Source organism: Arthrobacter sp. MDT2-3, assembly GCF_059090465.1.
Genome location: NZ_JBNHFS010000001.1, coordinates 1,133,076 through 1,147,377, shown reverse-complemented (window position 1 = coordinate 1,147,377; position 14,302 = coordinate 1,133,076). Strand labels below are relative to the sequence as shown.

Annotated in this window: 9 protein-coding genes, 1 tRNA gene and 2 pseudogenes; 8 read left to right on the top strand and 4 right to left on the bottom strand. The window is 65.7% G+C overall.

The annotated features are described in order from the left end of the window. Nucleotides 1-141: 141 nt before the first annotated feature. Nucleotides 142-2,082 carry an FAD/NAD(P)-binding protein gene (locus tag AC5RUQ_RS05405; RefSeq protein ID WP_493946331.1) on the bottom strand — a complete coding sequence of 647 codons (1,941 nt, stop codon included), beginning with the start codon at nucleotides 2,080-2,082 and terminating at the stop codon, nucleotides 142-144. An 83-nt stretch (nucleotides 2,083-2,165) separates the two neighbouring features. Between AC5RUQ_RS05405 and AC5RUQ_RS05400 the strand changes: the two genes are divergently transcribed. From AC5RUQ_RS05400 to AC5RUQ_RS05385, 4 genes are all read left to right on the top strand, one after another. Continuing rightward, on the top strand, nucleotides 2,166-4,403 hold the full coding sequence (locus AC5RUQ_RS05400) for a prolyl oligopeptidase family serine peptidase (protein WP_493946330.1): 2,238 nt from the start codon (nucleotides 2,166-2,168) through the stop codon (nucleotides 4,401-4,403). Between the two features lie 2 nt (nucleotides 4,404-4,405). Beyond that, nucleotides 4,406-4,933 carry a GNAT family N-acetyltransferase gene (locus tag AC5RUQ_RS05395; protein ID WP_493946329.1) on the top strand — a complete coding sequence of 176 codons (528 nt, stop codon included), beginning with the start codon at nucleotides 4,406-4,408 and terminating at the stop codon, nucleotides 4,931-4,933. 99 nt (nucleotides 4,934-5,032) lie between these two features. After that, nucleotides 5,033-5,120: transfer RNA gene (locus AC5RUQ_RS05390), tRNA-Ser, on the top strand. Nucleotides 5,121-5,267: 147 nt separating this feature from the next. Further along, nucleotides 5,268-6,698 carry an MFS transporter gene (locus tag AC5RUQ_RS05385; protein ID WP_493946328.1) on the top strand — a complete coding sequence of 477 codons (1,431 nt, stop codon included), beginning with the start codon at nucleotides 5,268-5,270 and terminating at the stop codon, nucleotides 6,696-6,698. Between the two features lie 98 nt (nucleotides 6,699-6,796). Here AC5RUQ_RS05385 and AC5RUQ_RS05380 read toward each other — a convergent pair whose 3' ends face one another. Further along, nucleotides 6,797-8,986 carry a RecQ family ATP-dependent DNA helicase gene (locus AC5RUQ_RS05380; protein ID WP_493946327.1) on the bottom strand — a complete coding sequence of 730 codons (2,190 nt, stop codon included), beginning with the start codon at nucleotides 8,984-8,986 and terminating at the stop codon, nucleotides 6,797-6,799. Between the two features lie 174 nt (nucleotides 8,987-9,160). On the opposite strand from AC5RUQ_RS05380, the gene AC5RUQ_RS05375 reads away from it, so the two are divergent. Genes AC5RUQ_RS05375 through AC5RUQ_RS05365 form a run of 3 tightly spaced genes read left to right on the top strand, consistent with a single transcriptional unit; the run spans nucleotide 9,161 to nucleotide 11,550 of the window. Continuing rightward, nucleotides 9,161-10,579 (top strand): phosphomannomutase/phosphoglucomutase, encoded by a 1,419-nt coding sequence (locus AC5RUQ_RS05375; RefSeq protein WP_493946326.1) that lies wholly within the window; start codon nucleotides 9,161-9,163, stop codon nucleotides 10,577-10,579. 7 nt (nucleotides 10,580-10,586) lie between these two features. Further along, nucleotides 10,587-11,087 (top strand): hypothetical protein, encoded by a 501-nt coding sequence (locus tag AC5RUQ_RS05370; protein ID WP_493946325.1) that lies wholly within the window; start codon nucleotides 10,587-10,589, stop codon nucleotides 11,085-11,087. 13 nt (nucleotides 11,088-11,100) lie between these two features. Then, entirely contained in the window at nucleotides 11,101-11,550 is a 450-nt protein-coding gene (locus AC5RUQ_RS05365; protein WP_430230263.1) for an RrF2 family transcriptional regulator, read from the top strand. 60 nt (nucleotides 11,551-11,610) lie between these two features. On the opposite strand, the pseudogene AC5RUQ_RS05360 reads toward AC5RUQ_RS05365, so the two are convergent. After that, nucleotides 11,611-11,730: pseudogene (locus AC5RUQ_RS05360) on the bottom strand (hemin transporter); the annotation flags it as partial. Nucleotides 11,731-11,735: 5 nt separating this feature from the next. Here AC5RUQ_RS05360 and AC5RUQ_RS05355 point away from each other — a divergent pair. Next, nucleotides 11,736-12,176: pseudogene (locus AC5RUQ_RS05355) on the top strand (ferredoxin reductase domain-containing protein); the annotation flags it as partial. Nucleotides 12,177-12,338: 162 nt separating this feature from the next. On the opposite strand, the gene AC5RUQ_RS05350 reads toward AC5RUQ_RS05355, so the two are convergent. Beyond that, the gene (locus tag AC5RUQ_RS05350) at nucleotides 12,339-14,165 is read right to left on the bottom strand and encodes a phosphoenolpyruvate carboxykinase (GTP) (RefSeq protein WP_493946324.1); all 1,827 of its coding nucleotides are present in this window, start codon (nucleotides 14,163-14,165) and stop codon (nucleotides 12,339-12,341) included. Between the last annotated feature and the right edge of the window lie 137 nt (nucleotides 14,166-14,302).

The window sequence follows — 14,302 nt, the reverse complement described above, 5'->3', positions numbered from 1 at the left end:
CGCTCTCTCAGATAACGCCGGCATTCCTCCTACGCTCTCTCACCCAAGTGAACGGGGTGAGAGAGCGTAGGGGTTTAAGGCGCATCAAGTGAGAGAGCGTAGAGGTTTAACGCGCATCAAGTGAGAGAGCGTTGGGGTTTGCTAGAGCCCCAGGATGGCGCCGGCAATCTCGTCGGCGTCGCGCAGCGTGCGCTGGCCGCTGCGGTAGTTCGGCCCGCCGGACTGGACGGCTTCGGCCGCAATGGCTGTGCCCCACTGGGTGGAGGAGAGCTGCAGTCCCAGCACGTAGAGGCCTTCCGTCACGGAACCGTTCGCTGCCAGAGGGCGGTAAGGGTGCGGCTCAACATCCAGGCCGGTGGACTGCACTGGCGCGCCTTCCACCGACATCATGAGCCGGGGCCGCACCAGGCCGTCGGCCAGCAGCTGCTCCAATACCGGCGAATCGTTGGCGGAGACTCTGTTGCCGGGCGCCAGCGCCTCCACCATGGTCCGTGCTGCCACCGGCGCATCGTCCACCCATGGCGAAAAGGCAGTGAAGACACCATTCCTGCGATCCACCCCGAACTTGGGGTCGGGCCCAACGAAACTGACCACTCCTGCTCTTGCCAGTGCCGCGAGCTGTTCGGAGCGCAGCGCAGGAGGCCCGCTGGCCAGTCCTTCCACAAACGACTCGAACCAGCCACGCAGTCCCGCGACCCAGGATTCATCGGTGATGCCGCCGTCGGCTACCGCTGTCTTCAGCACCGCGCGGCCATGGTGTAGGGCCCCAATGGCCATCTTCACCGGGTCATCCTCGCCCAGGGCGGAGCGGCGCGCATCGTCCAGCAGGTAATCCACGACGGCGGCGTCAAGCTCTGCGCGCGATCCGAAGGACCGGCCCGCCAGCGGCGCAGCGAGCCCCGGCAGGTCCAGCCGGTGCCGGGGCCCAACGTGGACAGCGAGGACGCTCTCGACGCTGTCCTCCCAGTTCGCGGCACTGTGCGCGTGCGGGTGGAGTGCCTCGTCAAGGGCTTCGAGGAAGGCAGCCGAATCAGGCACGGCATTGGGCTGCGAGCGCACCAGGGTTGAGTAGTAGGCCCAGAGCGCATCCCGGTGCAGGAGGGGCCAGAAATCATGGTCGAATGCGGGGCGGATACCGGCCTTTTTGAAGCGTTCCAGCGCAGCCTCAGTGAAGTAGCGCAGGGTCACGGATGCCGGGTAGTAGCCGTTCAGCGCGGCTTTGGCCCGGTACGGCGTTCCTCGCCGGGAGGCGGCAATGATGCGCGGTTCCTGGCCTGAGGGCTCGTAACGGAGCACCGTCCCGTTGCTGATGAACTTGCCGCCGCGGCCCTCGGTCAGCTGGCCCATGGTGTCGAAGAAGTTCAGTCCCATGCCGCGGACCAGGACAGGTTCCCCGGACGGAATCAGGGACCAGTCCACGTCTGCCGGCACCGCAGGAGGAAAATACCGAAGGCCCAATTGCTCGGCCGAGGACTGCAGCTCACGCTGTTCAGGATTCAGCCGGGACGGGATGTGGCCGAGCGCCAGCACTACGGATTCGGTGCGGATCGTGGCTCCCGTGGCCAGGCCGACGTCGAACGTTCCGTCTCCTGAGGGGCGCACCGACAGTGCGGACGTTTCGTGGAAGTCGATGGTGACGCCGTCGGGTGCGTTCCGCATCAGCTCCTCCACGGTGCTGCGGAGGTACCGGCCGTACAGTGCACGGCTGGGGAAATCGCTGGCGGCCAGGACCGCAAGTTCCGCCAGTTCTTCTTCGTTCAGGGACGGTAAAGGGTCCTTCTGCTGCCGGGCCCGCCACTGGTCGAAGGTAGTGCCGGCGACCGGCGGCGCCAAGGCAGGGTCCTCAGGAATCAGCGTGGGATAGAAGGACTGCGTGTTCATCAGGAACAGCCGCGACTGCCCTGGCTGCCACACATGGCCCGGACCTGCAGGATAGGGATCAATGACATGGATGTGGAGCCGCACCGGGCCCGCGCCGGCCGCGCTCAACGTGGCACTGCGGGCAAGCAGGCGTTCCAGGACACTGGTGCCCCGGGGACCCGCCCCAACAATGGCGGTCCGGATGCTCTGCGTTTTTTCCACGGCATCCAGAGTACGGGCTCAAACAAAGTCCGCGCTGAACCCTTGACTTGCCAGCCGTCTGCGGATGTTGTTTGGATGGGGCCATGACCACCACTGCAGCTGATCCAGCGCCCGCCTCCGGCGATACCACCGGCACCGCACCCTCGGGCCTCGCGCCCGAGCCCACTGACGAGAATGCCTGGCTCGAGGAGATCTACGGCGAGCAGCAACTGGCCTGGGTGAAGGAACAGAATTCACGCACGGAGGACCTGCTGGAGGACGCCGACTACGTGGAACTCGAGGGAAAGATCCTTGAGGTGCTGGACTCCACGGACAGGATCGCCATGGTGGGCAAGCGCGGGGACTGGTATTACAACTTTTGGAAGGACCAGCAGAACCCCAAGGGCCTGTGGCGCCGCACCACGTGGGACAGCTACTGCACCGACACCCCTGTTTGGGATGTCCTGCTGGACGTGGACGCCCTGTCCGCCGCCGAGGGCGAAGAATGGGTCTTCCACGGGGCAACCTTCCTCCGCCCTGCGCCAGGTGCGCCCTACCGGCTGGCGCTGCTGGCGCTTTCACCTGACGGCGGCGACGCCAACCACTACCGCGAATACGACGTGGAATCCAGGATGTTCGTGGACCCCGCGCAGGGCGGCTTTGACCTGCCAACGGCGAAGGGGAACGTGTCGTGGCTGGATGCAGACACCCTGCTGGTGGCCTCCACCGCGGAGGGCCTTCCGCGGACTGCTTCCTCGTACGCCCGGACCGCCGTCACCCTTAAGCGCGGTGCCTCCCTGGCCGAAGCGCCCCGCCTGTTCGAGGTGCCCGAGAACCACATGATGGCAGTGGTGGCCCACGACTCCACGCCGGGGTTCGAAAGGACCTTCGCGGTTGACTACATCGACTTCTACAACAGGAGCAATTCCGTACTGCGCGAGGGTTCCTGGGTGGTCATCGACGTCCCCACCGACGTCAACGTCAGCGCGCACCGGGAATGGCTGCTGTTCCGTCCCCAGCAGGATTGGGTGCTGAACGGGTCGACCTATCCCGCGGGATCGCTCCTGGCCGCCCGGTTTGAGGACTACCTGGCCGGCGTGCGCGAGGTGGCAGTGCTGTTCACTCCGGATGCCAACACTTCGCTGCAGTCCTGGAGCTGGACCCGGAACTTCCTGCTGCTCAACCTGCTGAAGGACGTTTCCTCCGAGATTCGTGTTCTCGACCCGTCCCGGCCAACGGGTGACGCCATTGGAGCCTGGGAGTCCACTCTGCTGGATGCCTGTCCGCCGCTGCACGACGTCAACGCCTACTCGGTGGACGATGAAGACGAAGCCGACGGCGGCGCGGGCGACGACTTCTGGCTCGTCGCCACGGGCTTCACCACCCCCAGCACGCTGATGCGGGGCACATTGGAGCGCGCCGCAGCGGGGACGCCCGGGGTGGTGAGCCGGCAAACGACAGTCAAGGCCTCGCCGTCGTTCTTTGCCGATGAAAACTATGAAGTGCAGCAGCACTTCGCCGTTTCCGACGACGGAACCCGGGTTCCCTACTTCCAGGTCGCCTCGCGCGACCTCCCGCTGGACGGGCAGAACCCCACCCAGCTCTCCGGCTATGGCGGTTTTGAGGTCTCCCGCACTCCGGCCTACAGCGGCACTGTGGGCAGGGCCTGGCTGGAACGCCGGACTTCCACTTCCGCCGGCACCAATGGGGAAGCATCCCACTCCAGGGGCGGTGTGTACGTGGTGGCCAACATCCGCGGCGGCGGGGAATACGGTCCGGGGTGGCACCGGGCAGCCCTGCAGGAGAACCGGCACAAGGCTTACCAGGACTTCGCGGCCGTGGCCCGGCACCTGATCTCCCGCGGTGTCACCTCCCCGGAGCGGCTGGGCTGCGTGGGCGGGTCCAATGGCGGCCTGCTGGTGGGAAACATGCTCACGCAGTACCCCGAGCTGTTCGGGGCAATCTCCTGCGGCGTGCCGCTGCTTGATATGCGCCGGTACACCAAGCTGTCCGCCGGCCATTCGTGGATCGCCGAGTACGGTGACCCTGACGTGCCGGAGCAGTGGGAGTACATCCGCACCTTTTCTCCCTACCACCTGCTCAAGGATGGGGTTGAGTACCCGGACACGTTCGTTTGGACGGCCACTTCCGACGACCGCGTGGGTCCGGTGCAGGCCCGCAAGATGGCTGCCCGGATGCTGGCCATGGGCATCCCGAACGTCTGGTTCCACGAGGCCCTTGAGGGCGGACACGCCGGAGCGTCCGACAACCGGCAGGCGGCAGCGCTGCAGGCCCGAAGCCAGCACTTCCTCTGGAAGGCGCTGGCGGGCGGGACGGCGTAGCGGTGTCCCTGGCCGTGCGGCGGGCGGCGCGGGCTGATGTGGAGCGGCTGGCGGAGGTGCACGTCCGCTGCTGGCAGGAGACGTACCGCGGCATGCTGTCCGAGGGGTTCCTGGCGTCCCAGACTCCCGATAACCGGCTGCCGCTCTGGCGCCACCTCCTCGATGCTGCGGAGCCTGCGGAAGCCTGGGTGGCCTGCGACGACGGCGTGATCGTGGGGTTCGCGGGTATCCGGCGTATGCCTTCCGGCGATTCCTGGCATACATCAGGGCCGCCCTCGTCCGGGGACCTGGAATTGTGGGGACTGTACCTGTTGGCATCGCACCAGGGGCTGGGATTGGGGCGCCGGCTCCTGGAGGAAGCATTGGGCGACAGCGCGGCAAGCCTGTGGGTGGCTGCTGGGAACGGGCGTGCGATTGGCTTCTACAGCCACTTCGGCTTCGCACCCGACGGCGCTGCGGACGTAATTCCCGACTGGGAGAACCTGCGCGAAATCAGGTTAGTGCGGCCCGGGCAGGTCCCGCGTTCGTAGCCGGCGGGCGATCCTGGCGGGCTCTTTGAAGGGGCTTGCGGCCCGTTTTGCACTGCGTGCCACGTTCTGCGTATCCTTGGTGGGCTAGGAATAGCAATTGGAGACGTGCCAGAGCGGCCGAATGGGCTTCACTGCTAATGAAGTGTGGGGCACAACTCCACCGGGGGTTCAAATCCCCCCGTCTCCGCGTTTGGCCCCGGTCCTGGACCGGGGCCTTTTGCGTCCCCGCCGATGGTGCTGCCTGCCGCCCCGGCTGCCCTCGCCGTCCGCTAACCCCCGTCCGCGGTGCGGACAGATGCATCCCGGGATACCGCCGCGGTGGAATGATGAACGGATGGCAGTAAGCGACACAGTGGATGAGACGCCAGGCAGCACGCGGGCCTGGAGTCCCCGCCTGGCACTGCTGGTCGCCGCGACCTTCTTTATGGAGTTCCTGGACGGCACGGTCCTCACCACGGCCATTCCCAACATCGCTGACGACTTCAAGGTTCCCGCCGCTGACGTAAACATCACGATGACGGCATACCTGCTGACCGTTGCCATGGGCATCCCGCTGAGCGGATGGCTGGCTGAACGGTTTGGCGCCCGGCGCGTTTTTTGCCTTGCCATTGCGATCTTCACCTTGGCGTCCCTGGCCTGCTCGCTGAGCCAGGACCTTACCGCCCTCACTCTCAGCAGGATCATGCAGGGGTTGGGCGGGGCCATGATGGTTCCCGTCGGAACGCTCTTGGTCCTTCGCGGGACGCCGAAAGCAGAACTCCTCCGCGCCACGGCGTTCCTCGTGTGGCCCGGCCTCCTGGCACCGGTCCTCGCTCCCTTGGTGGGCGGGGCCCTCACCACCTATTTGTCCTGGCACTGGATCTTCCTGATCAACCTCCCGCTGGGTGCGGCTGCATTCCTGGCCGCACTCCGCTTGGTCCCGGCAGCGGCAGGTGACCGGGGGCGGCGGCTGGATTGGCTGGGGCTGTTCCTCACGACGCTCGGCGTGGGGGCCCTGGTGGTGGGCCTCGAATTGGCGAGCACCCACCCCGCTCCCTGGGCCGCCCTGAGTGCAGGAGCAGGCGCGGTTGCTCTCGCCTGCTCCGTGCTGTGGATGCGGCGTGCCCGCTATCCACTCTTTGACCTCGGGGTTTTCAGCGCCCGGACGTTCAGGGCCATGGCCACCGGCGGGTTCGCTTACCGGTTGACCATCAGTTCGGTCCCCTTCCTGCTGCCCCTGATGTTCCAAGCCGGGTTCGGTTGGACCCCGCTGCACGCCGGGGCCATGGTGGCCGCTGTGTTCATCGGCAACATCGGCATCAAGCCGGCTACAACTCCCCTGATCCGGCGGTTCGGCTTCAAGGCTGTGCTCGTCTTTGCGTCGGTTGCCTCTGCGGCCACTTTCGTGCTTTGCGCCCTGCTCACGCCCGAGACGCCCGAGCCGCTGACTTTCGCCCTGCTGGTCTGCAGCGGAGCTTTCCGCTCGATCGGTTTCTCGGCCTACGCGTCGGTTCAGTATGCGGACATCGCACCGGCGCAGCTCACCTCGGCGAACACGGTCTCTGCCACCCTGGTCCAACTGGCCGCTGCCGCAGGCATCGCTGTAGGAGCGTTACTGATTAGGCTCTTTGACGGCCTGGGCACATTTCCTGAAGACGCCGCCGGACCCTTCCGTGGCGCCTTCCTCGCCATGGCTGTGCTGATGCTGGCCAGCACGGCGGACAGCCTGTTCCTGCCACGGCATGCCGGTGCGGAAGTCAGCCAGCGCAAGGCCCAGCGGGTCTAGGGTCTCATCCCCCGGCCACGCGCCAGCATGAAGTAGGCCCGTGTGGGTCTTACCCGGCCTGCGTGGGTTTACCTGGCCTAGTTTCAGCCGGCCTGGTTTCACCCGGCCTGGGCAAGGACCAACGGAAGGACCGCTCCCACCCCGGCCTGCCTCAGTGCCCGACCAGCAACCGTGAGTGTCCAACGGCTGTCTGTCAGGTCATCGACCAGCATCACGGGCTGGCCCTGCACAGCGGCAAGCGCAGCTTGGAGCTCAGGACCCACCACCAGCCGCTCCCAAACGCCGGCCAGCCGGTAGGCGCTGTTGCCGCCGCGGCCTCCGGTGGGACCACCATGCGCGAGCTGCATCTCCCCAAGGTAGGGAATGCGGCCGATCTCGGAGATTCCCCTGGCCAGAGAACCCACCAACTCGGGCTTGCTCCGCGCCGGAATGCTTACTATCGCGGCAGGCCGGCCGACTCCGCTCCAACCAGGATTGCGGGCATCGCCGCCACCCCACTCCCGCAAGACCTGCACGCAGGCCTGCAGCATGGCCGGATCCACGGGTTGGTCTTCGGCGCCGGCCGCAAACAGCGCGCGCAGGGCGCCACCCCAGCCAAGGTCCGTCAGCCTGGCCAGAACGCGCCCTTCGGCGAGCCCTTCCCCCGGCTTGAGCTTCCCCTTAACCGGCACGCCAAGGCGGTCCATGCCGCTAGGCCACTGGAGCCTGGCTTCCAGGACCCCGCCTGCCCTGCTGAGGGTCTGGCCGGCAGCTTCCGTGGCGGTGTCCGCTATGTCCGCCGGGAACCAGCGCCCTGCACAGTTGTCGCATCGGCCGCAGGCCTGCGCGGTTTCGTCGTCAAGGACGGAGGTGATGTATTCCATCCGGCATCCGGCGGTGTCCTGGTAGATCACCATGGAGTCCTGCTCGTCCACGCGCGCCTCAGCGATCCGGCGGTACCGCTCCGCGTCGTAAACCCATGGCTGGCCCGTGGCCCGCCATCCGCCTCCCACCCGTTCCACTGCGCCGTCAACGGACAAGACTTTAAGCAGCAGTTCCAGCGGGGTGCGGCGGAGGTCAACCCGCGCTTCCAGGGCCACCGTGGAGAGTGCCGTACCGGCTTCCGCCAAGGCAGTGAGGACGGCCGCTGCTTTCTCTTCGGAGGGCATGGACGCGGTGGCGAAATACTGCCAGATGTCGCGGTCCTCCGAGCCGGGAAGCAACAGGACGTCGGCATTGGCAGCGCCTCGCCCGGCACGGCCCACCTGCTGGTAGTAGGCCACCGGGGAAGACGGCGCCCCAAGGTGGACCACAAAGCCCAGGTCAGGTTTGTCAAAGCCCATGCCCAAGGCCGAAGTAGCCACCAGCGCTTTGACCTGGTTGTCCTTTAGCAGCTGCTCGGCGCGTTCCCTGTCCGCGGGATCGGTGCGGCCGGTATAGGCCAGTACGTCATGCCCGGCTTCGGCGAGGAGCCGCGCGGTGTCTTCCGCCGCCGACACAGTCAAGGTATAGATGATGCCGCTTCCGGGCAGGTCGGCCAGATGCGTCAGGAGCCAGCCCAGCCGCTGCTTCGAGTCCGGCAAGGACAGGACGCCCATCCGCAGGGAGTCACGCCCCAGGGAACCGCGGATGGTGAGGACCCCGTCTCCGAGCTGCTCTTCGATGTCGTGCACAACCCGGGAGTTTGCCGTGGCGGTGGTAGCGAGGACCGGAACGTTATCCGGCAGTTGGGTGATCAAGTCCGCGATCCGCCGGTAGTCGGGGCGGAAGTCGTGGCCCCAGTCCGAGATGCAGTGGGCCTCGTCAATAACCAGCAGGCCGGTGCGCCGGATGAGCTCCGGCAGCTGCGTTTCCCGGAAGGCCGGGTTGGTGAGCCGCTCCGGGGAGACCAGCAGCACGTCCACCTGGTCAGTGGCAAGCTGCTCACGGACCGCGTCCCATTCGAGCTGGTTGGCGGAGTTGATGGCGACGGCACGCACCCCTGCCCGGGCAGCGGCAGCCACCTGGTCCCGCATCAGGGCCAGCAGCGGCGAAACGATGAGCGTGGGCCCGGCGCCGCGGCGGCGCAACAGCAGGGACGCCACAAAATAGACGGCAGATTTGCCCCAGCCGGTGCGCTGGACCACCAAGGCCCGCCTGCCGCCGTCGACCAGGGCTTCAATGGCTTCAAACTGCCCCTCGTGGAAGGCGGCCCCGGGGTGTCCCACAAGCTCGCGCAGCACCTCCAGTGCCTGGTGGTGGGTTGCGGAGTTGGAGGCAGAGCTTCCGACTGGCTCTGCGATTGCTGTGGAGTTCTGGTTATCGACCATTGATTCAGTATCCCAGCCGCCCCTGACAGCCGGCTCCGAACGCCGCCCCTCTGTGGATACGGCAGGATACGGCAGGGATACAAAACGCGCATGCCCGCCGGAACCGCCGTCACATAGTGCGCTTGCCAACCCGTCCTCCACAGCCACTTCCGCCGTCCACGTAAGATAAATCCCGTGACTAGCGAACAGACAACGACTTTCGACCTTTCGGCATCCTTCAAGGCGTACGACGTCCGGGGCATCGTGGGCGAGTCCATCACCGCCGAAATCGTTGAAGCCGTGGGGGCCGCGTTCGTGGACATCCTCCAGCTCCAGGGCCAGACGATCCTGGTGGGCGGCGACATGCGCCCTTCCTCCCCGGAGTTCAGCAAGGCTTTCGCCAGCGGCGCAACCGCCCGTGGCGCGGACGTTGAGCTCCTGGACCTGATTTCCACTGACGAACTGTACTTCGCCTGCGGTTACCTGAACCGTGCCGGTGCCACGTTCACCGCCAGCCACAACCCTGCGGGCTACAACGGCATCAAAATGTCCAAGGCCGGGGCCGTGCCCATCTCCTCGGAGTCAGGCCTCAAGGACATCCAGGCCCTGGCCGAGCAGTACCTGAACACCGGTTCCATCCCTGCGGCGGAAAAGCGCGGCCAGGTCAGCGTCCGCGACGTGCTCAAGGACTACTCCGAGTACCTCCGCACGCTGGTAGACCTCTCCGGTTCACGTCCGTTGAAGGTGGTAGTGGACGCAGGCAACGGCATGGCCGGCCTCACCACCCCGGCAGTCCTGGGAGACGCCCTGCTCCCCAAACTGCCCCTGGACATCGTTCCCCTGTACTTCGAGCTGGATGGTTCCTTCCCCAACCATCCCGCCAACCCGCTCGAGCCGGAGAACCTCCGCGACCTGCAGGCTGCAGTGCTCCAGCACGGTGCGGACATCGGCCTGGCGTTCGACGGTGACGCTGACCGCTGCTTCGTCATCGACGAGAAGGGCGAGCCGGTCTCGCCGTCGGCCATCACCGGGATGGTGGCCCGCCGGGAGATCGCCCGCGCCAAATCGCAGGGAGAAGCCACCCCCACCATCATCCACAACCTCCTCACTTCGCGTGCCGTGCCCGAACTCGTGGAACACGACGGCGGCAGGGCTGTCCGCACGCGGGTTGGCCACTCCTTCATCAAGGCAGTCATGGCGAAGGAAGGGGCGGTGTTCGGAGGAGAACACTCAGCCCACTTCTACTTCCGTGACTTCTGGAACGCAGACACCGGCATGCTGGCAGCAATGCACGTCCTGGCTGCCCTGGGCGAGCAGGACGGTCCGCTTTCGGAGCTGGGCCGTGAGTACGAGCCCTACGTATCGTCGGGCGAGATCAACTCCGAAGTGGAGGACAAGGCCGCAGCAGTTGAGCGCGTCCGCCTGGCTTTTGCCGACGAAGACCTCACCATCGACGGGATGGACGGCAGCACGTTCACCGCCAACGACGGCAGCTACTGGTTCAACCTGCGCCCGTCCAATACCGAGCCTTTCCTCCGGCTCAACGCTGAGGCCACGGACCGCACCACAATGGAGCGGATCCGGGACCGCGTCCTGTCGATCGTCCGGGCCTAGTCCACGCATGGCTGAAGAGAGCGCATCCGGTTCGGGAGAAGCTACCGCCGGTGAAGCGTCCTGGCGCGACACCGTTCCCGAGAGCACGGCGACGGACCTTGAGAACCTTCTAGGGACGGGCATCAGCGCCGCACAGGAACAGCTTCAGCGCAATGGCGGTTTCCTGCCCTTCGCCCTGACAGTGCAAAACGACGGCGAGGTCCGCTTGGTTGCCGTTTCCCCGGCGGATGCCCAGGAAGGTTCCGACGGCGACTTTGATGCCGATGCCATGATCAGTGACCTCACCGCCCTGCTGCGCCAGAACCGGGAGGACTTTCGTGCCGCGGCGGTGGTTTGCGACATTCTGTTGGTGGAGGAGGACTCGGACGCGATCCATGTAGCCACCGAGCACCGCGAGGGCCCGGTGTTCGCCGCCGTTTTGCCCTACTCCGCCGACGCCATCACCCGGACGTGGGAGTTCGGTGAGCTTGCGGCTGACGCCAGCGAGCCCGTTATCTGGGTGGACTAGACCGGCCCCCGCCATGAAAATCAACGCTTTCGCGGACGTAAGCCTGCGGGCCCTCATGGTGCTGGCAGCTGCCCCTGGCGGCACCCTGCTTACCACGCAAAACATTGCCGATACCGTGGGAACTCCCTACAACCATGTCAGCAAGGCGATGGCCAAACTGCGCAACCTGGGGTTGATCGAGGTGGAGCGCGGCCGGACGGGCGGTTCCCGGCTGAGCCATGGTGGCCGGAGTGCCACCGTCGGCCAAATCCTTCGGCAGCTCGACACCCGAACGGACGCGGCGGAGTGTGTAGCCCCCAGCGGCAACTGCCCGCTCATCAACGAGTGCAAGCTCCGCGCTGCCCTGTCCCGAGCCCGCGAGGCGTTCTACCGCGAGCTCGACGGGGTAGTGATCGCAGATCTTCCCGCCTCTCGGCAGATGAACCCGGTCTTCGAAATGATCGGACTGCGGCCCGGGCTTTAGCCCTGCGCAAGGTATTCAGAAAGGCCGGGCGAAGGCCCCGGTCCCTACCTCAGGAGTTTGCGTGGCAAAGGCGGCAACGCTTCCTGCCAGGGCCTGCTGCTGGTTGCCGGAGCGTTGGTTGGAGCGGCTGAACAGGCCGTCCAGGAGTTCGGGGTGCGCGGCGAACAGCCGCCGGTAAAACTCACATTCTGGAAATCTCCAATCCGTACGGCGAGATCACCCTGAAGGACGGCGACGGTCCGGTGGTGCTGGCGTCCGCCGGCATCGGCTGCACGCCCACGGCATCAATCCTGCGTTCCCTGGCTGATTCGGGCTCCGAACGGCAAGTGCTGGTACTTCACGCCAAGAGCGCCCTGGAAAGCTGGGCCCTGCGCAGCCAGATGACGGACAACGTCGAGCGCCTTGACGGTGCCGAGCTGCAGCTATGGCTGGAACAGCCGGAGGCGGGAGCCAAGGACGGCTTCATGTCCCTGCGCGAAGTGGACCTTCCGGCCGATGCGTCCCTCTACCTCTGCGGCCCGCTGCCCTTTATGAAGAACATCCGCAACGAGGCAATCAACGCCGGGATCCCGGCCACCCGGATCCACTACGAGGTCTTCGGCCCGGACATCTGGCTGGCCGGCTAAACCCCTGCCCTTGGAGTCTTTGTCCATGTATGCGGACGTAGAGGCGATTTAGGTCTGCGTAGCTGGACAAAAGGTCCGGACAGGACGACGGCGGCCCCGCACCTTTCGCTGGAAAGGTGCGGGGCCGCCACCGCACTTAGGACGCCGTTGTATTTAAGGGGTTCAGCCCAGCCGGGACTTCAGGCTGGTGAGCTCCGACTGAAGTGCGTCGGGGAGCGAGCTGCCGAAGTTGGCGAACCATTCTTCGATTGAGGCAAGTTCCGCCGCCCACTCCGTCGGGTCCACCCTGACTGCTTCCTCCACCTGGGCGGGAGTCATGTCCAGGCCTTCGAGGTCGATCGAATCACCGGTGGGCACGAAGCCAATGGGAGTCTCAACAGCGTCCGCCTTACCCTCGAGGCGCTCGATGGCCCACTTGAGGACACGGGCGTTGTCGCCGAATCCGGGCCAGGCGAAGCCGCCCTCAGAGTTCCGGCGGAACCAGTTGACCAGGAAGATCTTGGGCAACCGCTCGGGGTTGGCCTTCGCTGAAAGGTTGACCCAGTGGTTCAAGTAGTCGCCTGCGTCGTAGCCGATGAAGGGCAGCATGGCCATGGGATCGCGGCGCACCACGCCCACAGCGCCTGCAGCGGCAGCAGTGGTTTCGGAGGACAGTGTTGCACCCATGAAGATGCCGTTTGACCAGCTGCGCGCCTCGGTGACCAAGGGGATGGTGGTCTTGCGCCGGCCACCGAACAGGATGGCGGAAAGCTCAACACCGTTGGGGCTGTGGTACTCCTCGGCGAGCATGTCGATCTGGTCGATCGGCGTGCAGAAGCGCGAGTTGGGGTGCGCGGCGGGCTTGTCGGAGTCGGGGGTCCAGGAGTTGCCCTGCCAGTCCGTGAGGTGGGCGGGAACTTCCTCGGTCATGCCCTCCCACCAGACTCCGCCGTCGTCGGTCAGTGCCACGTTGGTGAAGATGCTGCTGCCCTTGGCGATGGCCCGCATGGCATTGGGGTTGGTGCCCCATCCAGTGCCCGGGGCAACGCCGAAGAGGCCTGCTTCAGGGTTGACCGCGCGCAGTTCGCCTTCCTTGCCGAACCGCATCCAGGTGATGTCGTCACCGAGGGTTTCGACTTTCCAGCCCTTGATGGTGGGATCCAGCAGGGCAAGGTTGGTCTTGCCGCAGGCGGACGGGAACGCAGCGGAAACGTAGTACGTCTTCTGCTCAGGAGAGGTGAGCTTGAGGATGAGCATGTGCTCGGCCAGCCAGCCCTCGTCACGGGCCATAACGGAGGCGATGCGCAGGGCGTAGCATTTCTTGCCCAGCAGGGCGTTGCCGCCGTAACCCGAGCCGAAAGACCAGATGGACCGCTCTTCCGGGAAGTGGACAATCCACTTGTCCGGGTTGCAGGGCCAGGGGACGTCCGCCTGGCCGGCCTCGAGCGGAGCACCCAGCGAGTGCAGCGCAGGGACGTAGAACGCGTTCGTTTCGGTGATGCGGTTCAGGACATCGGTGCCGATCCGGGCCATGATGCGCATGGAAGCGACAACGTAGGCGCTGTCAGTGATCTCGACGCCGAACTTGGGGTCCTCGGCGTCGAGGTGGCCCATAACGAATGGAATGACGTACATGGTCCGGCCCCGCATGGACCCGGCGAACAGGCCGCGAAGCTTGTCCTTCATCTCAGCCGGTGCCATCCAGTTGTTCGTGAACCCGGCGTCGTGCTCCTTTTCGGAGCAAATGAAGGTCTGCTCCTCCACGCGTGCCACGTCAGCCGGATCGGAGAAAGCGGCGAAGGAATTAGGGAAGAGGTCCTGGTTCAGGCGCCTGAGGGTTCCTGCCGCGACCAGCTCGTCGGTAAGGCGGGTGTTCTCCTCTTCGGAGCCGTCAACCCAGTAGATCCGGTCCGGCTGCGTAAGCTCAGCAACCTCTTCGACCCATGCCAGCAGACCGGCATGTGTGGTGGGTGCATTCTCAAGCAGCGGCTTTTGCGCCAGATCGCCCATTTCGGTTCCCTTCCTCGGGTTCATCGGTGTGAGCTAAATGCTATGGTCCGGACCACCGGAGTTTTTGGGACGTATGCTGAGCATTTGGCGCAGCAGAAATGCGTTTCCGCAGGAAATCAAGGAATTTGGGGCGCAAA

Bases quoted from the DNA above. Each gene is read 5' to 3' on its own strand.
- AC5RUQ_RS05365 (WP_430230263.1), top strand. From the start codon at position 11,101: ATGAAAATCAACGCTTTCGCGGACGTAAGCCTGCGGGCCCTCATGGTG.
- AC5RUQ_RS05350 (WP_493946324.1), bottom strand. From the start codon at position 14,165: ATGGGCGATCTGGCGCAAAAGCCGCTGCTTGAGAATGCACCCACCACA.
- AC5RUQ_RS05380 (WP_493946327.1), bottom strand. From the start codon at position 8,986: ATGGTCGATAACCAGAACTCCACAGCAATCGCAGAGCCAGTCGGAAGC.
- AC5RUQ_RS05370 (WP_493946325.1), top strand. From the start codon at position 10,587: ATGGCTGAAGAGAGCGCATCCGGTTCGGGAGAAGCTACCGCCGGTGAA.
- AC5RUQ_RS05385 (WP_493946328.1), top strand. From the start codon at position 5,268: ATGGCAGTAAGCGACACAGTGGATGAGACGCCAGGCAGCACGCGGGCC.
- AC5RUQ_RS05400 (WP_493946330.1), top strand. From the start codon at position 2,166: ATGACCACCACTGCAGCTGATCCAGCGCCCGCCTCCGGCGATACCACC.